The sequence below is a fragment of the Streptomyces sp. NPDC048057 genome (genome assembly GCF_040653095.1).
In the GTDB taxonomy this organism is placed as follows: domain Bacteria; phylum Actinomycetota; class Actinomycetes; order Streptomycetales; family Streptomycetaceae; genus Streptomyces.
This window is the reverse complement of record NZ_JBEZNF010000049.1, coordinates 15,135-40,677: the sequence shown is the minus strand read 5'-3', so window position 1 is coordinate 40,677 and position 25,543 is coordinate 15,135. Positions and strand designations below refer to the sequence as shown.

Genomic DNA, 25,543 nt, shown 5'->3' with positions numbered 1-25,543 from the left:
CACCCCCTTAAAAACACTCCCCCCACCCCCCCCCCTCTCCCGTCGTGGGCGGGGGGGGGGGCGGCGCCCCGGGGGGGGCGGCCCCCGCGCCCCCCCCACCACCTGTTTGCTTCAGACCCGCAGCGCCGCGACCGCGCCCCGCGAGAGCTGGTCGAGGTACCCCTTCGGCAGGTCGTCGCGGACCACCACCAGTCGCCAGTACAGCGGCCCGACCGCGACGTCCAGCAGCCGGGAGGCGTCCGTGGTCGCCGGCAGCTCCCCGCGGGCCACGGCGTCGCGCACGATCAGCGCGGCCATGCCGTGCTGGCTGTCGAGGAGCGCCGCCTTGATCGCCTCGGCGATCTCCGGATTGCGTACGGACTCCACCAGCAGATCGGGGATGACCTGGGAGGCGACCGGGTGGCGCAGGGCGTGGGAGGCGACCTCCAGCAGCGCCCGTACGTCCCCGTACAGCGATCCGGTGGCCGGGGCGGGCAGGCCCTGGGCGGCGAAGGCGGAGACCAGGTCGAGGACGAGGGAGAGCTTGGACTTCCAGCGCCGGTACACGGCGGTCTTGCCGACGCCGGCGCGGCGGGCGATCCCCTCGATGGACATCCGGGCGAAGCCGACGGAGGCCAGTTCCTCGAAGACGGCGGCCCGGATGGCCTCCGTCACGTCCTCGCGGAGCACGGCGGCTCCCGCGGGAGCGCGTCGGGGACGTCGTGGGTCCGGGGCCGGGTCCGTCGTGGTCATGGTCATGGAGCATACCCGTGACGACGAAACGGTTGCGTTGCGACGCGAGTACGCCTTAGTCTCGCCGTAGCGACGAAACGGGCCCGTCCCGTCGTCATCCCGGCGGTCGGCCGGACGTCCCGCCCTCCCCTCCCCGACCGCGCCTCTTCTCCGCCCCCCTCCGCCTGAGGCGAAAGCGATCCGAGTGAGCAGTCAGACGATCTCCCCACCTCTCGTGATGGGGACCGCGTCCCCTTCGGGGCTCCCCGGGGAGACCCCCCGGGAGTTCGCCCTGCGCCACGGCCTGACCGTCAGCGGGCAGCGCCCCTCGCTCGGCGCGTACGTGCGCCAGCTCTGGGCGCGCCGGCACTTCATCACCGCCTTCGCCACCGCCAAGCTCACCGCCCAGTACAGCCAGGCGAGGCTCGGCCAGCTCTGGCAGCTGATGACCCCGCTGCTGAACGCGGCGGTGTACTACTTCATCTTCGGGATCCTGCTGGGCACCAGCAAGCAGGTCCCGGACTTCGTCCCGTTCCTGGTCACCGGGGTCTTCATCTGGACCTTCACGGCGAACTCGATCATGGCGGGAACCAAGGCCATCTCGGGCAACCTCGGGCTGGTCCGCGCGGTGCACTTCCCGCGCGCCGCCCTCCCCGTCGCCTTCGCCCTCCAGCAGTTCCAGCAGCTGCTGTTCTCGATGGGCGTGCTGCTGCTGATCCTGATGGGCTTCGGCGAGTTCCCCGAGCCGTCCTGGCTGCTCGCGGTCCCGGCGCTGGCGCTCCAGGCCGCGTTCAACACCGGTCTCGCCATGGCGATGGCCCGGATCTCCGCGCGCACCCCGGACGTGGCGCAGCTCATGCCGTTCCTGCTGCGCACCTGGATGTACGCGTCCGGTGTGATGTGGAGCATCTCGACCATTCTGAAGGACCACGACCTGCCGGAATGGGTCATGCTTGCCCTGCAGTACAACCCGGCGGCGGTCTACATCGATCTCGTGCGCTTCGCCCTGATCGACAGCTACACCTCGGCCCAGCTCCCGCCGCACGTGTGGGCGGTCGCCCTCGGCTGGGCCGCACTCTGCGGGGTGGGCGGATTCATGTACTTCTGGAAGGCGGAGGAGCGGTACGGCCGTGGCTGAAAACCTGATGACGAAAGACGCGACGCAAGCGGCGCAGGAGGTAGGAGTGACCGCCCCCGTCCCCGAGAAGGTGCCCACGGTCGTCGTGGACGACGTGCACATCAAGTACCGCGTCCAGGGCGGCAAGGCCGCCAAGGGCAGCGCCACGGCGGCCCTGAGCCGGATGGTCTCCCTCAAGGCGCGCCGGGCCCGCAAGTCCGGTGCGCTGCCCCCCGGCGTGCGCGAGGTGCACGCGGTCAAGGGTGTGACCTTCACCGCGTACAAGGGCGAGGCCATCGGCCTGATCGGGTCGAACGGCTCCGGGAAGTCCACCCTGCTGAAGGCCATCGCCGGTCTGCTGCCCGCCACCGAGGGCAGGGTCTACACCCAGGGCCAGCCCTCCCTCCTCGGGGTGAACGCGGCCCTGATGAGCGATCTCACGGGCGAGCGCAACGTCATCCTCGGCGGCCTCGCCATGGGCATGTCGCGCCAGGAGATCCAGAACGCCTACGCCGGCATCGTCGACTTCTCCGGGATCAACGAGAAGGGCGACTTCATCTCGCTCCCGATGCGGACGTACTCCTCCGGCATGGGCGCCCGGCTCCGCTTCGCCATCGCGGCGGCCAAGAGCCACGACGTGCTCCTCATCGACGAGGCGCTGGCCACCGGTGACGCGAAGTTCCGCCGCCGCAGCCAGGCCCGCATCAACGAACTGCGCGCCGAGGCCGGCACGGTCTTCCTGGTCAGCCACAGCAACAGCACGATCCTGGAGACCTGCGAGCGCGCCCTGTGGCTGGAGGCGGGCGTCCTGCGGATGGACGGTTCCGCCAAGGACGTCATCGCCGCGTACGAAGAGTTCACCAGCGGCAAGAAGTAGTCCTCGCACCTCCGGGCGGTCCGGCTCCGCCCCGACCGCCCGGAGGGCCCGCGACCGCCGCCAACACTGCACCGATAGACCATCAATAGCGACTGAACATGACTAAAGCGGACTAAAGTGCCGGGCGATGACGCCCCACGGGATCACTCCGCTGCCCGCCACCCACCGCCTCGCCCCGCGGCCCGCGCTCCACGACCCGTACGACGGCCGAGGGCGCGACCGGCGCAGCGCCCAGCCGAGGGACGTCGCGGCCCTCGCCGCCGTCTGGGCGCTCACCCGGGCCGTCATGCTCGCGCTGCTGGTCGTCGACCGCCTCGGGGACAGCGGCGTGGCCGGCGAGGTCCACGCGCTCTACCGGAGCTGGTACGGGCAACTCGCCCACGGCGCGTTCCCCGTCCACGACGTCACCTGGCAGTACCCGCCCGGCGCCGCCCTCGTCTTCCTCTCCCCCGCCGCACTGCCCTGGCTCACCTACTTCCAGGCGTTCGTACTGATCGTGCTGGCCTGCGACGCACTCGTCACCACCGCCCTCACCCGCGCCGGCATCCGCGGCGCCTGGCTGTGGGTCTGCGGGCTGCCGCTGCTGCTGAACCTGCCGCTGGCCCGCTACGACGTCCCCGTGACCGCCGTCGCCGTCCTCGCGCTGCTCGCCCTGCCCACCCGCCCCCGCCTCGGCGGCACGCTCGCCGGCGTCGGCGCCACCCTCAAGGTCTGGCCGCTGCTGACGCTGCTGGGCACGCCCCGCGGCCCCGGCACCCGGGCCGCCTGGGGCGCGGCCGTCGCCTCCGGCGCCGCCCTCCTCGCCCTGCTCGTGCTGGGCTTCAGCAACACCCTGGACTTCCTGCGCCAGCAGGGCGCCCGGGGCGTGCAGATCGAATCGCTGGGCGGCACGGCGCTCCACGTCGCCCGCAACCTGGGCTGGCCCGGCGAGACCCGGTACCAGTACGGCGCCTTCGAGTTCGTGGGGCCGTACGTCTCCTCCCTCGCCCGGCTCTCGCTCGCACTGACCGCCGCCGCCTTCTGCTGGCTGCTGCTGTGGCGCGTGCGGGCGCGGCGCTGGGGGCCGGCGACGCCCTGCGACGCCGCGTTCGCCGCCGTCCTGCTGTTCACGGTCACCAGCCGGGTGATCAGCCCCCAGTACCTGGTGTGGCTGCTGGGGCTGGCCGCGGTGTGCCTGACCTCCCGGCACACCGTGATGCGCCCCGCGGCGCTGCTGGTGCTCCCCGCCGCGGCCGTGAGCGCCCTGGCGTACCCGCTGCTGTACGACGACGTCGTCGCCGGCACCGCGGTCGGCTGCACCCTGCTGGTGCTGCGCAACGGGCTGCTGCTGCTCGCCGCGGCGCTGGCCTGCCGGCGGCTGTGGCGGTCCGCCGCACGCCCCGGCTAGCAGCCGTACGGCGAGGGGCCCGCCCCGGCATCCCGGGACGGGCCCCTCGTACGCGTCCGTGCGCGTCGGTCCGTCAGCTGTGCGTGCGCAGCAGCTGGCGCATGGTCCGCATCGCCACCGACAGGTTCGCCAGGTCGAACGTGTCCGAGCCCTGGATCTCGTCCAGCGTGGCGCGTGCCCGGCTCAGGATCGAGGCGTTCTTCGACTCCCAGGTCGTGAACCGCTCCTCGGGCGTCGAGGTGCCGTTGCCGACGGAGAGCACGTCCGCGGTGAGCATGGCGTGCGCCGCGTACAGGTCCTCCCGGATGGCGGCGCGGGCCATCGACTGCCAGCGGTCGGCCCGCGGCAGCTCGATGATCCGGTCCATCAGCTGGGTGATCCGCAGCCGGTCCGCGAGGTCGTAGTACACCTCGGCGACGTCCAGCGGGTCCTGGCCCGTGCGGTCGGCGATGGCCACGATGTCCAGCGTCGGGAACGCCGAGGAGAACCCGGCCACCCGCAGCGCCAGCACCTGGGGCACGCCCTCCGCGGTCAGCTCGTCCACGATGCCCTGGTACCACTCCAGGTCCGTGCCGCGCATCAGCTTCGGCAGCTCGTCCCAGACGCGCGCCACGCGCTCCGCGAAGAACTCCACCGTCTCGGCCAGCTCCAGCGGCTGCGGGCGGTTGCCCAGCAGCCAGCGGGTGCCGCGCTCCACCAGCCGGCGCGAGTGCAGCCGGATCCGGGTCAGCACGTCGGCCGCGACCTCGTTGTCCAGCGCCTCGACCGCGTCCCAGACCGCGCCGAGCCCGAAGATCTCCCGGGCCGCGGTCTGCGCCCGCACCACTTCCTCGATCGACGCGCCGGTCTCCTCCCGCAGCCGGTGCAGGAAGGTCGCGCCACCGGTGTTGACGGTGTCGTTGACCAGCACGGTCGTGATGATCTCGCGGCGCAGCGCATGGCCGTCGACCGCCTCGGAGAAACGCTCCCGCAGCGGGGTCGGGAAGTACGCGTGCAGCAGCTTGCGCAGGTACGCGTCGTCCGGCAGGTCCGTGCCGATCAGCTCGTCCGCCACCGTGATCTTGGTGTACGCGAGGAGGACCGCCAGCTCGGGCTGGCTCAGGCCGCGGCCCGCGTTCAGCAGCTCGCGGATCTGGCGGTCGGCCGGCAGGAACTCCAGCGACCGGTCCAGGGCCCCGTCCCGCTCCAGCCGGCGCATGTGGCGCTGGCCGGCCTGGAGGAGGGAGGGCGCCTGGGCGAGCGCGTTGGCGAGGGCCACGTTCTGCGCGTAGTTGTTGCGCAGCACCAGCGCGCCGACCTCGTCGGTCATCTCGGCGAGCAGGGCGTTGCGCTGCTTGACGGTGAGGTCGCCGTCCGTGACCAGGCCGTTGAGCAGGATCTTGATGTTCACCTCGTGGTCGGAGGTGTCCACGCCGGCGCTGTTGTCGATGGCGTCGGTGTTGACCCGGCCGCCGGTGGAGTCGGGGCCGCCGGAGCGGGCGAACTCGATCCGGCCGAGCTGGGTCAGGCCGAGGTTGCCGCCCTCGCCGACGACCTTGACGCGCAGCTCGTCGCCGTTGACGCGGATGGCGTCGTTGGCCTTGTCGCCGACGTCCGCGTTGGACTCGCCGGACGCCTTGACGTACGTCCCGATGCCGCCGTTCCACAGCAGGTCGACGGGGGCCTCAAGGACGCTCTTCATCAGCTCGGCCGGCGTCATCTTGGTGACGCCCTCCGGGATGCCGAGGGCGGCCCGCAAGTGTGCGTTGATCGGGATGGACTTGGCCGTACGGGGGTGGATTCCGCCGCCCGGGGAGAGCAGCGAGGTGTCGTAGTCGGCCCAGCTGGAGCGCGGCAGCTCGAAGAGGCGGCGGCGCTCGGCGTACGAGACGGCCGCGTCGGGGGTCGGGTCGACGAAGATGTGGCGGTGGTCGAAGGCGGCCACCAGCCGGATGTGCTCGCTCAGCAGCATGCCGTTGCCGAACACGTCGCCGGACATGTCGCCGACGCCGACGACCGTGAAGTCCTGCGTCTGGGTGTCGTGGCCCAGCTCGCGGAAGTGGCGCTTGACGGACTCCCAGGCGCCGCGGGCCGTGATGCCCATGCCCTTGTGGTCGTAGCCGGCGGAGCCGCCGGAGGCGAAGGCGTCGCCGAGCCAGAACTCGTAGGCGAGCGCGACCTCGTTGGCGATGTCGGAGAAGGAGGCCGTGCCCTTGTCGGCGGCGACGACGAGGTAGGTGTCGTCGCCGTCGTGGCGCACCACGTCCGCCGGCGGCACGACCTCACCGGCGACCAGGTTGTCCGTGATGTCGAGCAGCGCGGAGATGAAGGTGCGGTAGCTGGCGACGCCCTCGGCGAGCCAGGCGTCCCGGTCCACGGACGGGTCGGGCAGCTGCTTGGCGACGAAGCCGCCCTTGGCACCCACCGGCACGATCACGGTGTTCTTCACCATCTGTGCCTTCACCAGGCCCAGGATCTCGGTACGGAAGTCCTCGCGCCGGTCGGACCAGCGCAGACCGCCGCGGGCGACCTTGCCGAAGCGCAGGTGGACGCCTTCGACGCGGGGCGAGTAGACCCAGATCTCGTACGCCGGGCGGGGCGCGGGCAGGTCGGGGATGGCCTGCGGGTCGAACTTCATCGACACGTAGCCGTGGTGGCCGCCGTCCGACGTCTGCTGACCCCTCTCGTCGCTTCCCTTGCTGGCGCTCTGGAAGAAGTTGGTGCGCAGGGTGGCCTTGATGACCACGAGGAAGGAGCGCAGGATGCGGTCCTCGTCGAGGCTGGCGACCTGGTCCAGAGCGCCGTCCAGCTCCTCCATCACGCCGTCGATCAGCTCGGTGCCCGCGTTCTGGCGGCCGGGCGACATCCGGGCCTCGAAGAGCGAGACCAGCAGCCGGGTGGTGTGGACGTTGGTGCGGAGGGTGTCCTCCATGTAGTCCTGTGAGAACGTCGACCCGGCCTGGCGCAGGTACTTGGCGTACGCGCGCAGCACCATCGCCTGGCGCCAGGTGAGCCCGGCGCCGAGGACGAGGGAGTTGAAGCCGTCGTTCTCCGCGGCCCCGGTCCACACCGCGGCGAAGGCTTCCTGGAAGCGCTCCCGGGCGTCGTCGCCGAGGTAGTCGTTGTGGCCGTTGCCGGAGGCGCTGGCGGCCGAGCCGTTCGGGACCGGCATGCGCAGCCCGAAGTCGTAGATCCAGGCGTACGTGCGGTCGGCACGGCACAGCTCGTACGGACGCTCGTCGACGACCTCGCAGCCCAGCCGCTGGAGCACCGGCAGCACGGCGGACAGGGAGACCTGGGCGCCGGTCCGGTAGATCTTGAAGCGGCGCTCGCCGGGGCCGGCACCGACCGGCTCGTACAGCGAGAGCGCGAAGTCCCGACCCGAGTGGGTCAGGTCGTCCAGGTGGACCAGGTCGGCGACGGCGCTGCGCGGCGAGTGGTCGGCCTTGTAGCCCTCGGGGAAGGCGTTGCCGTACTGGCGCAGCAGCTCGGCGGCGCGCTCCTCGCCCAGCTCGGCGGTGAGCGCCTCGGCGAAGCCGTCCTCCCAGGAGCGGGCCGCCTCCACCAGACGCGCCTCGATGCGCTCGGTGTCGGCGTCCGTGAGGTGCGGCAGCTCGGTGCCGGAGGGGACGCGGACGACGAAGTGGATCCGGGAGAGGATCGATTCGGTGTTCCAGGCGGTGAAGTCGACGCTGGTGCCGCCCAGCTCCTCCTTGAGGATCTCGATCAGCCGCAGCCGCACCGCGGTGGTGTAGCGGTCCCGCGGCAGGTACACGAGGGCGGAGTAGTAGCGCCCGTACTCGTCCTGGCGCAGGTAGAGCCGGAGGCGACGGCGTTCCTGGAGGTAGAGCACGCTGGTGACGGTGGCCCGGAGCTGGTCGACGGGCGTCTGGAACAGCTCGTCGCGCGGGTAGGTCTCCATGATCTGGAGCAGGTCGCGGCCGTCGTGGCTGTTGGGCGAGAAGCCCGCGCGGTCCAGGACCTCGGCGACCTTGCGGCGGATCACGGGGACGCGGCGCACGGACTCGGTGTACGCGGCGGACGAGAAGAGGCCGAGGAAGCGGCGCTCGCCGACGACGTTGCCCTTCTCGTCGAACTTCTTCACGCCGACGTAGTCGAGGTAGCTGGGCCGGTGGACCGTGGAGCGGCTGTTGGCCTTGGTGAGGACGAGGAGCTTGTGCTCCCGGGCCTTGGCGCGGGCGTCCGCGGGGAGCCGGCTGAAGGAGGGGCTGACGGGGTGCGCCTCGTCCTCGCGGTGCTGCGGGTCGGAGCGCAGGATGCCGAGGCCGGTGCCGGGGACGGCCGCCAGGGCGTCGCCGTCCACCAGCTCGTACTCGCGGAAGCCGAGGAAGGTGAAGTGGTCGGCGGCCAGCCAGCGCAGCAGCTCGCGGGCCTCGTCGATCTCCTGGCCCAGGATGTCGTCGGCGGTGGGCTCGGCCGGCAGGTCGTCGGCGATGCGCAGCGCCGCGTCCCGCATCTTCTCCCAGTCCTCGACGGCCTCGCGGACGTCGGAGAGCACGCGCAGCAGGTCGGTGGTGATCTGCTTGAGGTCGGCGCGGTCGGTCTCGCGGTCGATCTCGACGTGGATCCAGGACTCGACGAGCGCGTCGTGCGGGAGGTCCTTCTTGGCGGTGCGGGCCTCGCCGGAGAGCACCTCGATCAGCTTGCCGGTGACGTCGCGGCGGACCGTGACCTGCGGGTGGATCACCACGTGGATGCCGCGGCCCTGGCGGGAGAGCTCGTTGGTGACGGAGTCGACGAGGAAGGGCATGTCGTCGGTGACGACCTCGACGACGGAGTGGCTGCACGTCCAGCCGTTCTCCTCGACGGTCGGAGTGTGGACCCGCACGTTGGCCGTGCCCTGGGGGCGGTTCTCGGCCAGGCGGTAGTGGGAGAGCGCTGCTCCGAAGACGTCGACCGGGTCGCGGTCCGCGAGGTCCTCGGGTGCGGTGTGCAGGTAGTAGCGCTGGAGGTATGCGAGAAGGGTGTCCTGGTCCGGCCGCTTGCCCTGCTCGGGCCCGGCCGGTTGGTGACCACCGCCCGGACCGTTCTCGGCTACCCGGGCGGCTCGTGCGAGCAGCTCGGCCTTGGCGTCGTCCAGCTTGGTCTGCATGTCCTCTGGCTCCTGTCGCGCGCCGTTGCGTGACGTAGGTGAAAGGTGCGGCGCAACGCCACAGCACGGGGTGTCCGGTCTGGGTCGACGTTATGCCGCGATGAGAGGTGCCCGAGCCACAATCGACGAAATTCAACAGAATTCAACAATGGGGTCGGTACACGGGGACCAGCGATCGCCCGGCTGCGTTCGCGCGCCGGGCGACGGCCGGGGGCTTCGCTGCCCCCAGGGCGTATCGCACTGATCACGGCTCCAGGCTATCCCCCCGCACCCGGTCACCGTCATGGGCCTTATGTGTACAAAAGCAGGGTCGGAAGTTTGACACTCTGCACAGCGACAAGGAAGGAACGGGGCGGGCGGGTAGGTACCGGGTCGTCCCCGTCAGCCGCCGGGTCCCGCTCGACGGCTGGACCGGTCCGTCCCAGCTAGTCCGTTCCAGTTCTTTCTCGTCAGCTCCAGTCAGCCCGATCCAGTCAGCCATACCCAGTCAGCCCGACCCAGTCAGCTCGTTCCAGTCACCGCGCGACTCCACACCGGGAGCAGACATGGCAACGAAGGTCCTCATCGTCACCGGCGACGCAGCCGAGTCCCTGGAAGTGCTCTACCCCTACCAGCGGCTGTTGGAGGAGGGCTACGAGGTCCACATCGCCGCCCCCGCCCGCAAGAAGCTGCAGTTCGTCGTGCACGACTTCGAGCCGGGCTTCGACACCTACACCGAGAAGCCGGGCTACACCTGGCCGGCCGACCTCGCCTTCTCCGAGGTCGAGCCGGGTCAGTACGCGGCGCTGGTCATCCCGGGCGGACGCGCGCCGGAGTACCTGCGCAACGACCCGGAGCTGCGCAAGATCCTCAAGTCCTTCTTCGACGCGGACAAGCCGGTCGCCCAGATCTGCCACGGCCCGCTGCTGACGGCCGCCATCGGCAGCCTGGAGGGCCGGCGCGTCACCGCGTACCCCGCGCTCGAACTGGACATGCAGGCCGCGGGCGCCACCTTCCAGGACGTGGCGGCGGTCGTCGACGGCACCGTCGTCTCCTCCCGCGCCTGGCCGGACCACCCGATGTGGATGCGCGAGTTCCTGAAGGTGCTGCGCGCCAAGGGCTGACGCCGGCGGCGGACCGGACCACCGGGCTGGTGCCCGCCGGGCCGTCGGTCGGGCTGACGGGCGCTGACGGGCTGACGGTCAGGCCACCAGGCCGGTGGCCAGGTCGACCGCCTCCGCGAGGGAGTCCACCACCGGTGCGCCCGTCGCCTCCAGATTGGCCCGGCTGTGCGAACCGCCCGTGTACAGCACCGCCATCGCACCCACGTGCGCCGCCGCCACCGCGTCGTCCGCCGCATCACCGATCACCACGGTGCGCTCGACGGAGACGGTGGCGGCGAGCGCCGTGAGGTGGCGCTCCATGGACTCCGCCTTGGACGGGCCCGAGGGCCCCCTGCGCCCGTCGACCCGTATGAAGTGGCTCTCGATGCCGAAGCCCCGCACGGTCGGGACCAGGTCCTCGTGCACGTGCATGCTCAACAGCGACTGGCTGCGGCCGGCGCCCTGCCAATCGCGCAGCAGTTCCTCCACGCCCTGGGTGAGCCCGCACCCCACCCGGTGGTCGAGGTAGGCCCGCTGGAAGACGCCGTCCATCGCCTGCCACTCCGCGTCCGTCGGCAGCCGGCCCAGCATCCGCTCGTAGAACCGCGGTATCGGCACGCGGTACCACTCGCGGTACTGCTCGACCGTGATCGCGTCGAGGCCCACGACCTCCAGCGCGGCGTTCGTCGCGCCGACGACCGCCGTCACGTCGTCCAGCAGCGTGCCGTTCCAGTCCCAGACCAGATGGCTCCCCGAAATCTTCCCCATGTCGAACAACCGTACCTGCCGGGTCCGACAGCGGGCGGGGTCAGCCCACGAGGTTGGGGATCTCCTGCACGCCGTACCAGAGCAGCTCGTGGTCCTCGGCGCCGTCCACGGTGAACTGGGCGTCGTCGTCGCCCTGGTCCGCGGCGCCCAGCGCGTCGGCCGCCGCCGAGACGTCGGCCACGGCGTCGTCGGCGTCCACGTGCACCGCCGCGGCCAGCGACAACGGCACCGCCGCGGCGATCCGCACCTCGCCGAGGGAGGTCGCGTCCAGCGCCCGGTCGGGGTCGGCGGAGGCGTCCTGGTCCCGTACGTCGACCGCGACGACGACCCGGCGGCGGGCCGCGTCCGGAGCGCCCGCGATCATCCGCAGCGAGGCGGCAGCGGCCCGGCTGAGCGCCGCGTACTCCAGCTCCTCGATGTCGTCGGAGACGTACCACTCGCGCAGCCCCGGGGTGACTCCGTACGCCGTCACCGGCCCCGGGCCCAGCTCCCCGGTCTTGTGCGCCTCCGCGAGTCCGGCGAGGGTCAGGGGGACGTAGACACGCATGGCTGGCCGCTTTCGTAGTCGGAGGACGCACCTCAGGATACGTGCGCGGTCCCCCTTCGGACTGCCGCTCCACCAGGGCGGAACCGTCCACTCCGGGCAGCCCGGATACCGGGCCGCATGCCCCCGTCACGCCCCGCGATCACCCTGATAGGTGAATCGGGCGGCTCCCACGACCGCCCCGGCGCCCCGTTGCGACCGGCGCGCGCCGGCCCGTAGAAGGTCACCGAGCGCAGTTACCGCCCGGTATCGACCGCGGTCGAGCCGGGCCCGAGCGGACGGGGGCGATACAGATGGACGAAGTGAGCGGAGCGTACGGAACGTCCGGAACGGCTCCGGGCGGGCCGGCGGACGGAGTCGTGGAGAGAACGGCCGGCGGTGCGTCCGCGCCACCGAGCAGGACGCCGGGTCGGCCGCCCGGGCGGGCCGTCGCCGGGACCCGCCCCGGAGGACGGCGCGACCGACGCGGCCCGGGCCGCAGCACCCCTTCGGGACCGGCCCGTCCCCAACGGCAGGACAAGCCCCACTACTGGTTCGCCGAACGCCTCCTCGCCGTCCTCAGCGGCCAGCGCCCGGTGCACTGGATGCTCGGCCACACCATGGGCGTCGCGTACGAGCAGCTCGTACGGCTCGCCCCGGGCGCCCCGCTGCGCCCCGGCGAGCGCGTGATGCCCGTCGTACGCCACTGCGGGGAGTTCCGCCCCGGGCCCGGTGTGATCGAGGCGTTCGCCCGCATCAACGCGGGCGAACGGGTGCACGCCATGGCCTTCCGACTGGAGCAGGGCCCCGATGACCGCCGCTGGCGCTGCTCCGCGGTCGAGCTGGGCGACGACCGGGCCGCGGCGCCCTAGGACGTGCCGCACCCGGTCAGCACGACGGCGGCCGGGTCGGACTCCCGATGGGGAGTCCGACCCGGCCGCCGTCACGCACCACCCCGCATGCGCGGGGCTGTCGCGCGGTTACTTCTTGCGGCGGCGACCGCCGCCCTTCTGCGCCTTGCGCCGCTCGGCGCGCGTCATCCCGTCACCCGAGACGGACGCGGTGCGGTTCTCGGTGGTCTCGAAGTCGCCCTCGACGACACCGCCCTCGCCGTCCACCGTGGGGGCGGAGAAGTGCAGCCGGTCCGGACGCTGCGGGGCCTCCAGGCCCTTGGCGCGGATCTCGGGGCGCGCCGCCGGGACGGCGTCCTTCTTCTCCAGCGAGGTGCGCTCCGCGTCGTCCTCGACCGGGACCTCCTCGACCTGCTGCTCGACCTGGACCTCCAGGTTGAACAGATAGCCGACGGACTCCTCCTTGATGCCGTCCATCATGGCCGTGAACATGTCGAAGCCCTCGCGCTGGTACTCGACCAGGGGGTCCTTCTGCGCCATCGCGCGCAGACCGATGCCCTCCTGGAGGTAGTCCATCTCGTAGAGGTGCTCGCGCCACTTGCGGTCGAGGACGGAGAGCACCACGCGGCGCTCCAGCTCGCGCATGATCTCGGAGCCGAGCTGCTTCTCCCGCTCCTCGTACTGCTCGTGGATGTCCTCCTTGATGGACTCCGCGATGAAGTCGGCGGTGATCCCGGCGCGGTCGCCCGCGGCCTCCTCCAGCTCCTCGATGTCGGCCTTGACCGGGTAGAGCTGCTTGAACGCGCCCCACAGCCGGTCCAGGTCCCACTCCTCGGCGAAGCCCTCGACCGTCTCCGCCTGGATGTAGGCGTCGATGGTGTCGTTCATGAAGTGCTGGATCTGCTCCTGGAGGTCCTCGCCCTCCAGGACGCGGCGGCGCTCGCCGTAGATGACCTCGCGCTGGCGGTTGAGCACCTCGTCGTACTTGAGGACGTTCTTCCGCGTCTCGAAGTTCTGCTGCTCCACCTGGGACTGGGCGGAGGCGATGGCGCGGGTGACCATCTTGTTCTCGATCGGGACGTCGTCGGGGACGTTCGCCATCGCCATGACGCGCTCGACCATCTGGGCCTTGAACAGCCGCATCAGGTCGTCGCCGAGGGAGAGGTAGAAGCGGGACTCGCCGGGGTCGCCCTGACGGCCGGAACGACCGCGGAGCTGGTTGTCGATGCGGCGGGACTCGTGGCGCTCGGTGCCCAGCACGTACAGTCCGCCGAGGTCCGTGACCTCCTCGAACTCCGCCCGCACGGCCCCTTCGGCCTTCTCCAGCGCGGCGGGCAGCGCCGCCGCCCACTCCTCGACGTGCTCGACCGGGTCGAGGCCGCGCTGGCGCAGCTCCGCCTCGGCGAGGTCGTCCGGATTGCCGCCGAGCTTGATGTCCGTACCGCGGCCGGCCATGTTGGTCGCGACGGTGACGGCGCCCTTGCGGCCGGCCTGGGCGACGATGATCGCCTCCCGGTCGTGCTGCTTGGCGTTCAGCACCTCGTGCTGGACGCCGCGCTTGCTGAGCTGCTGCGACAGGTACTCGGACTTCTCGACGGAGGTCGTGCCGACCAGGATCGGCTGGCCCTTCTCGTGCTTCTCCGCGATGTCGTCGACGACGGCGGCGAACTTGGCGACCTCGGTGCGGTAGATCAGGTCGGACTGGTCCATGCGGACCATCGGCCGGTTCGTCGGGATGGGGACGACGCCGAGCTTGTAGATCTGCTGGAACTCGGCGGCCTCGGTCATCGCCGTACCGGTCATGCCGGAGAGCTTGTCGTAGAGGCGGAAGAAGTTCTGCAGGGTGATCGTGGCGAGGGTCTGGTTCTCGTCCTTGATGTCCACCCCTTCCTTCGCCTCGATCGCCTGGTGCATGCCCTCGTTGTAGCGGCGACCGGCGAGGATGCGGCCGGTGTGCTCGTCGACGATCATGACTTCGCCGTCGATGACGACGTAGTCCTTGTCCTTCTTGAACAGTTCCTTGGCCTTGATGGCGTTGTTCAGGTAGCCGACGAGGGGGGTGTTCACCGACTCGTAGAGGTTGTCGATGCCCAGCCAGTCCTCGACCTTGGCCACGCCCGACTCGTGGATGCCGACGGTGCGCTTCTTCTCGTCGACCTCGTAGTCGCCGGTCTCCTCGATGCCCTTGAGGTGGTTCCCGGCCTCGCCCTTGGTCAGGCGGGTGACGAGCTTGGCGAAGTCGCCGTACCACTTCGTGGCCTGGTCGGCGGGGCCGGAGATGATCAGCGGCGTACGGGCCTCGTCGACGAGGATCGAGTCGACCTCGTCGACGATGGCGAAGTTGTGTCCGCGCTGGACGAGCTCGTCCTTGGACCACGCCATGTTGTCGCGGAGATAGTCGAAGCCGAACTCGTTGTTCGTGCCGTAGGTGATGTCGCAGGCGTACTGCTCGCGGCGCTGCGCGGGCGTCATGTTCGCCAGGATGCAGCCGACGTCCAGGCCCAGGAACTTGTGGACGCGGCCCATCATCTCGGAGTCGCGCTCGGCCAGGTAGTCGTTGACCGTGATCAGGTGGACGCCCTCGCCGGAGAGCGCGTTCAGATAGGCGGGGAGGGTGCCGACGAGGGTCTTGCCCTCACCGGTCTTCATCTCCGCGACGTAACCGAGGTGCAGCGCGGCGCCGCCCATCAGCTGGACGTCGTAGTGGCGCTGGCCGAGGACGCGCTTGGCGGCTTCACGGACGGTGGCGAACGCCTCCGGAAGCAGGTCGTCCAGGGTGTTCTCACCGCTGGCGAACCGCTCCTTGTACTCTTCCGTGAGCGCCCGCAACTCGGCGTCGGAGAGGCTGACGAAGTCCTCTTCGATGGAGTTGACCTGGTCCGCGATGCGGTGCAGTTTGCGCAGGATCTTGCCTTCGCCTGCACGCATGAGCTTGTTGAAGACGGACACTGAGGCTGGTCTCCTTGCCGATTCGGGCCTGGCTGGGTCGTGGGGACTCGGACACGGGCACGGCAGGCGGGCCCCACCGCAACGGCCATCGTAAGCGAGGACCACGCCGGCTCGGGAGGTCCGCACCCGTCCCGGGCGGTCCGCGCTCCCCATGTGAACGCACGGGACGCACGGAAGGTGCCGGTGCGGCACGAAAAGTGCTCGCCTCCGGTAGGGGGCCCGTGAAGAATCCGGTCATGGAGCCCATCACACTCACCACCGAGCGACTGCTGCTGCGCAGCTTCACCGAGGACGACACCGACGAGGTGTACCGGCTCTGCCAGGACGCCGACATCCAGCGGTGGACGACGATCCCCTCCCCCTACGAGCGGCAGCACGCGATCGACTTCGTCGGACAGATGGTGCCGGAGGGCTGGCGCACGGGGACGATGTTCACCTTCGCCGTCGTCCCGGCGGGCGGCGGGCCGATCATGGCCTCCGTGGCGGTCACGCTCCGCACCCTCTCGGGCACGTGGGAGGTGGGCTTCTGGCTCGGGGAGCAGTACCGGGGCCGCGGGATCATGACGGAGGCGGTGGACGCGCTGGCCCGCTGGTCCTTCTCCCGGCTGGCGGCGACGCGCCTGGAGTGGCGGGCCGAGGTCGGCAACGCCGCGTCGCGGGCGGTCGCGGTGCGCGCGGGCTTCACGGTCGAGGGCGAGCTGCGGGCTTCCCTGCTGAACAACGGCAGCCTGCGGGACGCCTGGGTGGGCTCCTTGCTGCCGTCCGACCTGGGGATGCAGAGCGCGTACGCCTATCTCCCGGCCGCCCCGGCGCGGGGGTGAAACCCCCGGGTGGGCTGTCAGTGGCACCCTCTATCGTTCGGAGCATGACGACGCCGCCGCCCCCCGTTGCCGAGTTGTCCGCCGACGAGGCCCGCCGCATAGCCCTGCGCGCCCAGGGCTTCATGGGTGCGCCGGACAGACGCGCCGGCGTGCGGGGCGTCCTGCGTCACCTGGGAGCGGTCCAGTTGGACACGATCTCGGTGCTCGCCCGCTCGCACGAACTCGTGCCGTACGCCCGGCTGGGCGCCGTCGGCCGCACGACGGTCGACAAGGCGTACTGGACCGAGGGCCACAGCTTCGAGTACTGGTCGCACGCCGCGTGCATCCTCCCCGTCGAGGAGTGGCCGCACTTCGGCTTCCGCCGGCGCGCCTACCGCGCCCGCCCGCAGTGGTACCACGACCTGCCGGACGGCGTGTACGACACGGTGATCAAGCAGCTGCGCACCGAGGGCCCGCTGACCGCGACGGAGCTGGGCGGCGCGAAGAACGGCGGGGAGTGGTGGGACTGGTCCGCCTCCAAGGTCGCCGTCGAGCGCGCGTTGATGTACGGCGAGGTGGTCTGCACCGAGCGCCGCGGCTGGAAGCGGGTGTACGACCTTGCGGAGCGCGCGGTCCCGGACGCCCTGCTGGGCGTCGAGCTGGACGACGCGGAGTGCCTGCGCCGGCTCGTCCGCCTCGCCGGCCGGGCCCTGGGGGTCGGCACGCGCGCGGACATCGCGGACTACCACCGGCTGAAGGGCGAGCAGTTCGACGCGGTCGTCGCGGACTCCGGTCTGGTGCCGGTCGCGGTCGAGGGCTGGGCCAAGCCGGCCTGGGCGGACCCGGAGGCGCTGGCCACGGTGCCGCGCGGCCGGCACCGCACGACGCTGCTGTCCCCCTTCGACTCCCTGATCTGGGAGCGGGCCCGCACGGAACGGATCTTCGGCTTCAGCCACCGCCTGGAGGCGTACGTCCCCAAGCCCAAGCGGGTGCACGGATACTTCGCGATGCCGCTGCTGTCGGGCGGCCGGCTGCTCGGCCGGGTCGACCCGGCGCGCGAGGGCCGGACGCTGGTGGCCAAGCAGGTCTCCCTGGAGTCCGCCAAGGCCGTCGCGCCCATGGCCCGGGCGCTGCGGGAGGCGGCGGAGTGGGTCGGCTGCGACGCCGTACGGGTCGAGCGCGTCGACCGCCCCGAGTGGACCACTCCCCTCGTCGCCGCCCTGTCCTGACCCCGCCCCGCCCGTGCGACGGGCGTCCGACTCGCGGTCGGACGCCCGGACGGCGCTTCTAGCGGATCTCCAGGATCTTCTCCCGCATCGCGTAGACCACGGCCTCCATCCTGGAGTGCAGCTGGAGCTTCTCCAGGATGTTGCGGACGTGGTTCTTCACGGTGTTCTCGGAGATGAACAGCTCTTTGGCGATGTCGCGGTTGTTCATGCCCGTGGCGACCAGCTTGAGCACTTCCAGCTCCCGGTCGGTGAGCCGGGGCGCCGGCACGAGCCGGCGCTCGTCCGTGCGCTGGATCATCGACTTGAACTCGGTGAGCAGCTTGGACGCCATGGACGGACTGATCTGCGACTGCCCGTCGGCCACCGCCCGGATCGCGGTGGCGACCTCGTCCGTGGAGATCTCCTTGAGGAGGTACCCGGTGGCCCCCGCCTTGATCGCGTCGTAGAGATCGGCCTCCTCGTCGCTGATCGTCAGCATGATGATCTTCGCGCTGGGGGCCACCTCCTTGATCGAGGTGCACGCCTCGATGCCACCGCGCCGCGGCATCCGCACGTCCATCAACACGATGTCGGGCAGCAGGTCCGCGGCCTTGTCGACGGCCTCCGCGCCGTCCCCGGCCTCGCCGACGACCTGAATGTCCTCCTCTTGCGCGAGGACGATCTCCAGCCCTCTCCGGAAGAGGGCGTGGTCATCCACCACGAGGACTCGGATCGGCTCGGCTCGGTGGCCGCTTGCGGCGACCTCGACGGCCGTGTCCCGGGCACCGGCCGTTTGGTGGTGCACCGGTCCGAAGCTGTCCGGCATCGTTCCTCCCCCTGAGATCAGGGCCTGACGGTCATGTTCCATCAGCCAACGCCGTTGTGCGACACACCGGTTGGCCGTGACGCCATGCTTTCATGCCTGACCGTCACTGCGGTGATCCTGTGGGCGCACGGTGGTGCCCCCGAGGGCGCACGGGGCGCTCCCGGGGGCATCGTCACCGGGTCACCCGTCGTGAACGGTGCCGGTGTCAGCCGCCGAGCGCTCCTCCGGCGCCGCCGGCCGGGGAACCGGCCAGGGGGTCCGTCTCCAGGTGGATGACACCGTAGTCATAGGCGTGTCGCCGGTAGACGACACTGGGCTGCTTCGTCTCGGAGTCGACGAAGAGATAGAAGTCGTGTCCGACCAGCTCCATTTCGTAGAGCGCCTGGTCGAGGGTCATCGGGGCCGCGGTGTGCACCTTCTCGCGGACGACGAGCGGCCCTTCGCCCTGTACTTCGAGCGAACCGATCTTGGTGGTGGGAATGGATTCCGATGTGTGTGCGACGGGCTGCCCGTTCGCGTTCAGCTCGGCGACGTTGGGGACGACGTCGGGCACTTCCGCCGCCGACAGTCGGCCGTTGCCACGGCGGTCGCTCCGCTTGTCGTGCTGCTTGCGCAGCCGGGCCTCCAGCTTGCCCGTGGCGAGATCAAGCGCTGCGTAGGGGTCGCTGGCCGATGCCTCGGCCCGGATCACCGGGCCGCGGGAGCGGAGCGTGATCTCCACTCGGTCCGAACGGTCGGCCTGCCGCGGATTGTGCTCCTTGGACACCTCGACGTCCAGGCTGATCACCTTGGCGTCGAGCTTCTGGATCTTGTCCAGCTTCAGCTTGTCGGCCACGTGCTTGCGGAACCGCTCCGGCACCTCGGTCTTGCGGCCCTTGACGACGATGTCCACGCAGAACTCCGTTCCCGGATTGCTCCGCTGTCACAGCGGACGCGGAGCGTCTCCCTCTTGCACCAGACCCCGGTGGTGAACCGGAGCCTCGGACTAGGCGACTTTCACCTCCTCCTCCCCAGTCGACAAGATCCCCACCCCACCAACTTTCGAGGATTTCGCAGCCCCGAATCCCCGCCCACGAGGGACGGCAGTGCATTCGGTGAGGTACGGGACCTCATTCCGCACTCCACACCACCGAACATAGCCCCATCCAGCGGGTGTCGGCACCCGCTACCAGCGCGTACGTCCGTTTGGGCGGACACGGACCGTTTCACCTGTCACCCAGACCAACGTTTGTGCGTGATCTTTAAGTTCCGCTTTCCCAGAATCTCTTCAGTTCACTCCAATCACTTCTGATTCAACAGCTTCCGCGCCTTGCGTTGGGTGCTTCGTACAACACTTCCCGCGCTTTCCTTCGTTGCCCGTCCGTTATCGCACGGGCAGCGCGCTGGCGGGGGCCGCCACCACCGCGGCGCTGAGCGGGGCCGGCCAGGCACCCGCCTCCTCACACGCTTCCCCCAGCGCCCTGGCCGCCTCCGCCAAGGACGCGCCCGTCGTCATCAGGTCGTCCACCAGCACCACCCTGCCGCCCGCCAGGAGCCGTCCTGTCCCACTCACGGCCCGCAGTGCCCCGGAGAGGTTCTCCGCCCTCTCCCGGGCGGTGAGGCCCGCCTGGTCGGCCACGGGACGGAGCTGTCGCAGCACCGGCAGGGCGCGCGCCTGCCAGCCCGTACGCCGCAACTCACCCGCCGCCGCCCGGGCGATCCGCCGCATCGCGTCGTGCCCGCGGGCCCGCACCGCACGCCGCGCCGACGGCACCGGCACGAGCAGCAGCGACGCCCCCTGCCGCTCGTCACCGACGTCGAGCACCGCGCGCCTGAGCCCCGCCTCACGGAGCATCCGGTCGTCGAACGCAGGGCCGTCCCGCACCCCGCCACGGCGCGCCTCGTCATGGCCCGTCCCGTCTTGGCACACCCCGCCATCCACCACCGCCGCCCGCACGGCCCCCGCGAGCGCGACGCCCAAGGGCCGGGCCAGCCCCAGCACGCCCCGCTCCTTGTGGGCCAGGAGCACCGCGCGCACCGCGTCGACGTACGCGGCTGCCGCGTGCACCACCGGCAGCCCGACGGGCTCGGGATCCGGTGTCGCCAGGCGCGCAGCGGAGCCGTACATCTCATGCGCGCACTCTTCGCACAGTGGCGTGCGCGGGACACCGCAGCCACCGCATGCGGCCGGCAGCACCAGGCCGGAGATCTCCTGCCACCACCCCCGCATGCACTCCACTGTGCCCGGCGCCGCAAGAACCCGCCACCCCTGTGGATAACTCCCGCAGCACCTCATCTGAACTGCGGTTTCCTCGATCTACCGAAGGCGACCAGTCGAAGGCCGTCAAAGGCCGTCCGTCGAAGGCGCTCGATCGAAAGTGGTCAATCGGGGGCGATCGATCGGGGGCGGTCAGCCGGGGTAGATCGGGAACGAGCCCGTCGTGTCCACCGTCTGCCAGTTCCCGCCGGGCGGCAGCCGCACGATGCCGTCGTCCTGCGAGTACGCCACCAGGGGGCGGCCTTCGATGTCGGACGCGGTCACCGACTTCACCGAGTTCAGTCCGGGCAGCACGCTCCCCGCGGGCGTCGAGCCGTCCGTCTGGATGTACCGCACCTGCGGCACGCCGCCGGCCTCCCTGCCGACCAGGACGAGACGGCTGGCCCCGGCCCAGGAGACGGCCGTGACGGTCTCCATCTGCGGTGCCGCGGCCCGTAGCTGGGCCACCGAGACCGCCGCGCCGTCCCCCGTCCCCGACCGCTCCACGCGCCCGATCTGCAACGTCGTCTTGCCGTCCTTCTCCAACAGCAGCGCGATCCGCGCCCCGTCCGCCGAGACCTTCAGCGAACTGATCCGCGCCCCGTCCAGCCCCGGCACGATCGGGACCTCCTGGGGCGCTCCGCTGCCGGACGGCAGCCGCAGCAGCTTCGCCCCTTCCGGGTTGCGGTCGGCCACCCACAGATCGCCGAGCCCGTCCCAGCTCGGGGCCGTCAGCCGGTCGTTCGCGGTCTTGCCGCTGCTGGTCACGACGGGAGGCTTGGGATCGCTCGGGGCCGTGATCGGCGCCACGTACAACTTCGTCCCGTCCTGCGACACCACGGCTGCGGTGCGCTCGTTCTCCCGGGAGACCGCCGCCAGCCCCACCGGCACGTGCCCCTGGCCGAACGGCCCCTGGACCGGCTCCGGCACGCTGCCGTCACTCCCGCTGCCGTTCAACACCGCCAACTGACGCTTGTCGTTGACGAAGTACTGGCGCACCTCGCGCCCCGCCGCCCCGCTGTCGGGCGCGTAATGCTTCTCCTGCCCCTTGAGGAACGTGCACAGCTGCGAGCCGTCCGCCCGCTGCAACTCCACCTGTTCCACGTTGGCCGACGACAGGTCCTTCAGCGTGAACATGATCTGTACGGCCATCTTGGTGCACTGCGAGCGACCCGTGTTCGCCGCCTTCTCGTTGAGCGGCACCTTCAGCACGTCACGGTCGTCGATCGTCAGCGAGGTGACGCCCTTCTTCAGGGCCGTACCGCTCGGGAAGGGCGACTCCACCACCGGCTTCAACCAGTTCGTCGGCCCGTCCAGGAGCGCCTTGACCGCCTGCGTCACCGGGTCCATGCCCGTGACCGGATCCACCCGCTGCCGGATGAAGACGGGGTCGGCGACGACCTTCGCCCGGCCGCTGGCGAAGTAGTACTTGTTCACGGATCGGTAGTTGCGCTGGAAGTCGGAGAGGCCCAGCACCAGGCCGTCCGGCAGCGAATCGATCCGCCACTCCCCGTCGCCGTTCTGCTTCGAGACGTGGATGTTCCAGCTGTGCTCGGTGGGGGTTTCGGCCTCGTACTCCAGCTGTGAGTTGACCGTCGCCATGCGCATGCCGACGAGCGGAAACGTATACCCCTGGCTCTCCTGACTGTCCCGCCGCGGTGCGTCCCGCGTGGTCGGCGCCGCCGTCAGCACCGTCGTCCCGTCCTCTGGCCGCCACTTGCTCGCGGCCTTCTGCGAGAGATACGTACGAGCGGTGCCGAAGTGGGCGTCATCGCTGGTCATCGCCTCAAGGAAGCCATTGATGATCTCCCTCGGCTCGGCGCCGTTGCGGGGCGGCACGGGATACACCCGCACCTGTGCGTCCGCCCGCGGTGACGCCTTGACGGCGTGGATGTCCCCGCTGTCGGGCATCGACGCGCACCCGGCCAGCAAGACCCCGCTCCCGCCGAGAGCCGCGCCCAGGCGCAGCCGCATCCGGCGGCCCCCACGAGATTCAGCGCCCACGCGTCGTGTCCTCCCGGTCCGAGTCCAAAGACGAGTCCAAAGACGAGTCCGAATGCACGTCCTGCCCGTCCGAGTGCACGTCCGCATTCGAGTCCCGCGACGGGCCGGCAGCGGATCCGGACGTACGGTCCGCGGGCCGGTCCGGCGACACCTGCGCTGCTGGAACGTCCCCGGTCGGGCGGGCCACCACCCGCGCGCCGTTCCCCGGCAGCGCCGTCGGGTCGACCCCGGGCGGAGCGGCCGGCGGCGGCACCGGGAGCGCCGAACGGGCGCCCGACGCGTGCTGCACCGGTACGGACGTCAGCCGGTGCCCCTGGGCGACGCCGTGCGCACGGGTCTGCGCCCGGGGCCGCTCCTGGATCTTGGTCTTGCCGCTGCCGTCCCCCTCCGACGCGGCGCGTTCCCGGCTCTGCCGCGAGTCCTCCGGCTCCAGGGGTATCGGGGAGCCCCGCAACGGTTCGTCCGCCGTACGCGGCAGGGTGAGCCGGAACTGCGAGCCGCCGCCCGGCTCCCCCCACGCCTGGAGCCAGCCGCCGTGCAGCCGGGCGTCCTCCACGGCGATCGACAGCCCGAGCCCGGTGCCGCCCGTGGTGCGCGCCCGCGCCGGGTCGGCCCGCCAGAAGCGGTTGAACACCCGGGTCGCCTCGCCCGGCTTCAGCCCCACGCCGTAGTCCCGTACGGCCACGGCCACCGCCCCGCCCGCAGCCGCCAGCCGGACCACGACGTCCCGGCCCTCGCCGTGCTCCACGGCGTTGACGACCAGGTTCCGCAGGACCCGCTCGACGCGCCGGGGGTCCGCCTCGGCGACGACGGGCTGGTCGTCGCCGAGCACGCGTATCCGGGTGCCCTTGCGCTCGGCCAGCGGCTCGGCACCGCCGATCACCCGCCGCACCACCTCGCGCAGGTCTATCGGCTCGGCGTCCAGCGCCGCCGCCCCGGCGTCGAAACGGCTGATCTCCAGCAGGTCGGACAGCAGCGACTCGAAACGGTCGAGCTGGTCGCCCAGCAACTCCGCCGAGCGCGCCGTCACCGGATCGAAGTCACTGCGCGCCTCGTGGATGACGTCGGCCGCCATGCGCACGGTCGTCAGCGGAGTGCGCAGCTCGTGGGAGACGTCGGAGACGAAGCGCCGCTGCATCCGTGACAGCTCCTCCAACTGCTGGATCTTCAGCTGGAGGTTCTGCGCCATCTTGTTGAACGCTTCACCGAGGCGGGCGATGTCGTCCTCGCCGGTGACCTTCATGCGCTCCTGGAGCCGGCCCGCGGACAGCCGCTCGGCGATCCCGGCGGCCATCCGCACGGGCGTGACGATCTGCCGTACGACGAGCCAGGCGATCGCCCCGAGCAGCACGACGAGGAACAGCCCAGCGGTCGCCAGCGTCCCCCTGACGAGGTTGAGCGACTGCTCCTCCTGCGCCAGCGGGAAGACGTAGTACAGCTCGTACGGCTGGTCCTCCGCGTCGTTGAGCTGCGTGCCCACGGCCAGCCCCGGCTCGGCCGGTGACTCTCCGTTGTTGTACTCGATCCTGATGTACGTCTCGTAGCTCTTGCTGCCCTTGCGGACGTCCTGGCGCAGCCGGTCCGGGATGGACGCGGGGTCCATGTCGCCGGACGTACGGGCCGCGCGGGCGCCCATGGACTCCGAGTCCACGCTGAGCGCCACCACGTGGAAGGCGCCCTGGCCGCCGCTCGCGAGCCGCTGCACCAGGTCGGTGCGCCATGAACCGGTGGCGGCCGAACTGTCCTGACCCGCGCCACCCGGCCCGCCGGGCGCCGTCGGCGTGTCAGCGGCCTCCCGGGCCACGGCGAACCCGCCGGCGGCCTGGCTGCGCGCCGACTCCCGCTTGGCGTCGAGCAGGCCGTTGCGCACCTGCCCGATGACGACGAACCCCAGCAGCACCACGACGCCCACGGACATCAGCAGCGTCATCACGACGATCCGCAGCTGGATGTTGCGCCGCCACAGCCGAATCGCGGGCAGCAGCGGACGCCGCACCCAGCGCAGGAGGATGCGCAGCATCAGCCTGCTGGGCTCGCCGTCCTGCCCCGCGCGCCGACCGCGCAGCAACCGACCGAGCCACAGCGGCCCGGCCGTCCCCCGCTGCTGTCCGGCAGCAGCCCGCCCCTTCACGGCCCCCGACTCACCGGGCTGCGGAGCAGCACTGCCGCCGGGCACGTCAGCTCGGTCCCGCCTTGTAACCGACACCACGGACGGTCACCACGATCTCCGGGCGCTCCGGGTCCTTCTCGACCTTGGAACGCAGCCGCTGGACGTGCACGTTCACCAGCCGGGTGTCCGCGGCGTGCCGGTACCCCCACACCTGCTCCAGCAGCACCTCACGGGTGAACACCTGCCACGGCTTGCGCGCCAGCGCCACCAGCAGGTCGAACTCCAACGGAGTGAGCGCGATCGACTGCCCGCCCCGCTTCACCGAATGCCCGGCGACGTCGATGATCAGGTCACCGATGGTCAGCTGCTCCGGCGCGGGCTCCTCGGACCGCCGCAGCCGCGCCCTGATGCGCGCCACGAGCTCCTTGGGCTTGAACGGCTTGATGATGTAGTCGTCGGCCCCGGACTCCAGGCCCACCACGACGTCCACCGTGTCGCTCTTCGCCGTGAGCATCACGATCGGCACCCCGGACTCGGCCCGGATCAACCGACACACCTCGATGCCGTCCCGCCCGGGCAGCATCAGGTCGAGCAGCACCAGGTCCGGTTTGGCCTCCCGGAAAGCGGCGAGCGCCTTGTCGCCGTCCGCCACGAACGACGGCTCGAAACCTTCTCCACGCAGCACAATGCCGAGCATCTCGGCCAGTGCGGTGTCGTCGTCGACGACAAGGACTCGTCCCTTCATAACCGACATCATCCCATTAGCTCACGACCAACAATGGACCCGGTGAGATAGCTCACGGACCAGCGACGATAGCCGTACTGGGCTGTCCGTGTCCGCCCGTGTCCGTCGCTGTTGATGTCAGTAACGGATGTCAGCTCCCCCTCCATCCCCTCCTCTCCGCCTCTCCTCCTACTCACACCATCTCGCCGTTCGTCGGTCCTTGGCCTGGGCCGGCCGGTTGTGGGCTGCGGCGTCAGGGTGGTGGAGCGGCTTTGGCC

18 protein-coding genes are annotated in these 25,543 nt (G+C 70.9%); 7 read left to right on the top strand and 11 right to left on the bottom strand.

The window, feature by feature from the left end:
- Positions 1-111: 111 nt before the first annotated feature.
- Positions 112-732, bottom strand: a complete 621-nt coding sequence (locus tag AB0E05_RS34925) for a TetR/AcrR family transcriptional regulator (RefSeq protein WP_361971323.1) — start codon at positions 730-732, stop codon at positions 112-114.
- Between the two features lie 217 nt (positions 733-949).
- Between AB0E05_RS34925 and AB0E05_RS34920 the strand changes: the two genes are divergently transcribed.
- The 3 genes from AB0E05_RS34920 (at position 950) to AB0E05_RS34910 (ending at position 4,092) form a co-directional block, all read left to right on the top strand.
- Positions 950-1,849 (top strand): ABC transporter permease, encoded by a 900-nt coding sequence (locus tag AB0E05_RS34920; RefSeq protein ID WP_361971332.1) that lies wholly within the window; start codon positions 950-952, stop codon positions 1,847-1,849.
- A 7-nt stretch (positions 1,850-1,856) separates the two neighbouring features.
- Entirely contained in the window at positions 1,857-2,705 is an 849-nt protein-coding gene (locus AB0E05_RS34915) for an ABC transporter ATP-binding protein (protein ID WP_361971330.1), read from the top strand.
- A 286-nt stretch (positions 2,706-2,991) separates the two neighbouring features.
- Positions 2,992-4,092: a glycosyltransferase 87 family protein gene (locus tag AB0E05_RS34910; protein ID WP_361971328.1), complete on the top strand. Its 1,101-nt coding sequence runs from the start codon at positions 2,992-2,994 to the stop codon at positions 4,090-4,092.
- Positions 4,093-4,165: 73 nt separating this feature from the next.
- Here AB0E05_RS34910 and AB0E05_RS34905 read toward each other — a convergent pair whose 3' ends face one another.
- Positions 4,166-9,184 (bottom strand): NAD-glutamate dehydrogenase, encoded by a 5,019-nt coding sequence (locus AB0E05_RS34905; RefSeq protein WP_361971320.1) that lies wholly within the window; start codon positions 9,182-9,184, stop codon positions 4,166-4,168.
- Between the two features lie 545 nt (positions 9,185-9,729).
- Between AB0E05_RS34905 and AB0E05_RS34900 the strand changes: the two genes are divergently transcribed.
- The gene (locus AB0E05_RS34900) at positions 9,730-10,287 is read left to right on the top strand and encodes a DJ-1/PfpI family protein (RefSeq protein ID WP_361535018.1); all 558 of its coding nucleotides are present in this window, start codon (positions 9,730-9,732) and stop codon (positions 10,285-10,287) included.
- A gap of 78 nt (positions 10,288-10,365) precedes the next feature.
- Here the strand turns inward: AB0E05_RS34900 and AB0E05_RS34895 are convergent, their stop codons facing one another.
- Together AB0E05_RS34895 and AB0E05_RS34890 are read right to left on the bottom strand one after the other, a co-directional pair.
- Entirely contained in the window at positions 10,366-11,034 is a 669-nt protein-coding gene (locus AB0E05_RS34895) for an HAD hydrolase-like protein (protein ID WP_361971318.1), read from the bottom strand.
- Between the two features lie 40 nt (positions 11,035-11,074).
- Entirely contained in the window at positions 11,075-11,581 is a 507-nt protein-coding gene (locus AB0E05_RS34890; RefSeq protein ID WP_361971316.1) for a hypothetical protein, read from the bottom strand.
- A 356-nt stretch (positions 11,582-11,937) separates the two neighbouring features.
- On the opposite strand from AB0E05_RS34890, the gene AB0E05_RS34885 reads away from it, so the two are divergent.
- Positions 11,938-12,429 (top strand): Rv3235 family protein, encoded by a 492-nt coding sequence (locus tag AB0E05_RS34885; protein ID WP_361971314.1) that lies wholly within the window; start codon positions 11,938-11,940, stop codon positions 12,427-12,429.
- Between the two features lie 108 nt (positions 12,430-12,537).
- On the opposite strand, the gene secA is transcribed toward AB0E05_RS34885, so the two are convergent.
- A complete protein-coding gene (gene secA / locus AB0E05_RS34880; RefSeq protein ID WP_361971312.1) occupies positions 12,538-15,357 on the bottom strand; it encodes a preprotein translocase subunit SecA in 2,820 nt (939 codons plus the stop codon).
- A 236-nt stretch (positions 15,358-15,593) separates the two neighbouring features.
- Here secA and AB0E05_RS34875 point away from each other — a divergent pair, with 236 nt between their 5' ends.
- Both AB0E05_RS34875 and AB0E05_RS34870 read left to right on the top strand, forming a co-directional pair.
- Positions 15,594-16,178: a GNAT family N-acetyltransferase gene (locus tag AB0E05_RS34875; RefSeq protein WP_361971310.1), complete on the top strand. Its 585-nt coding sequence runs from the start codon at positions 15,594-15,596 to the stop codon at positions 16,176-16,178.
- 44 nt (positions 16,179-16,222) lie between these two features.
- Entirely contained in the window at positions 16,223-17,386 is a 1,164-nt protein-coding gene (locus AB0E05_RS34870) for a crosslink repair DNA glycosylase YcaQ family protein (protein WP_361971308.1), read from the top strand.
- 58 nt (positions 17,387-17,444) lie between these two features.
- On the opposite strand, the gene AB0E05_RS34865 is transcribed toward AB0E05_RS34870, so the two are convergent.
- From AB0E05_RS34865 to mtrA, 6 genes are all read right to left on the bottom strand, one after another.
- The gene (locus tag AB0E05_RS34865) at positions 17,445-18,191 is read right to left on the bottom strand and encodes a response regulator transcription factor (protein ID WP_361971306.1); all 747 of its coding nucleotides are present in this window, start codon (positions 18,189-18,191) and stop codon (positions 17,445-17,447) included.
- A 205-nt stretch (positions 18,192-18,396) separates the two neighbouring features.
- Positions 18,397-19,083: a ribosome-associated translation inhibitor RaiA gene (gene raiA / locus AB0E05_RS34860; RefSeq protein ID WP_361971305.1), complete on the bottom strand. Its 687-nt coding sequence runs from the start codon at positions 19,081-19,083 to the stop codon at positions 18,397-18,399.
- 471 nt (positions 19,084-19,554) lie between these two features.
- A complete protein-coding gene (locus tag AB0E05_RS34855; RefSeq protein WP_361971303.1) occupies positions 19,555-20,400 on the bottom strand; it encodes a ComF family protein in 846 nt (281 codons plus the stop codon).
- A gap of 180 nt (positions 20,401-20,580) precedes the next feature.
- The gene (locus tag AB0E05_RS34850) at positions 20,581-22,338 is read right to left on the bottom strand and encodes an LpqB family beta-propeller domain-containing protein (protein ID WP_361971301.1); all 1,758 of its coding nucleotides are present in this window, start codon (positions 22,336-22,338) and stop codon (positions 20,581-20,583) included.
- An 82-nt stretch (positions 22,339-22,420) separates the two neighbouring features.
- Positions 22,421-24,607: an MtrAB system histidine kinase MtrB gene (gene mtrB / locus AB0E05_RS34845; RefSeq protein WP_361971299.1), complete on the bottom strand. Its 2,187-nt coding sequence runs from the start codon at positions 24,605-24,607 to the stop codon at positions 22,421-22,423.
- A 1-nt stretch (position 24,608) separates the two neighbouring features.
- Positions 24,609-25,298, bottom strand: a complete 690-nt coding sequence (gene mtrA / locus AB0E05_RS34840; protein ID WP_361535051.1) for a two-component system response regulator MtrA — start codon at positions 25,296-25,298, stop codon at positions 24,609-24,611.
- Positions 25,299-25,543 lie beyond the last annotated feature (245 nt).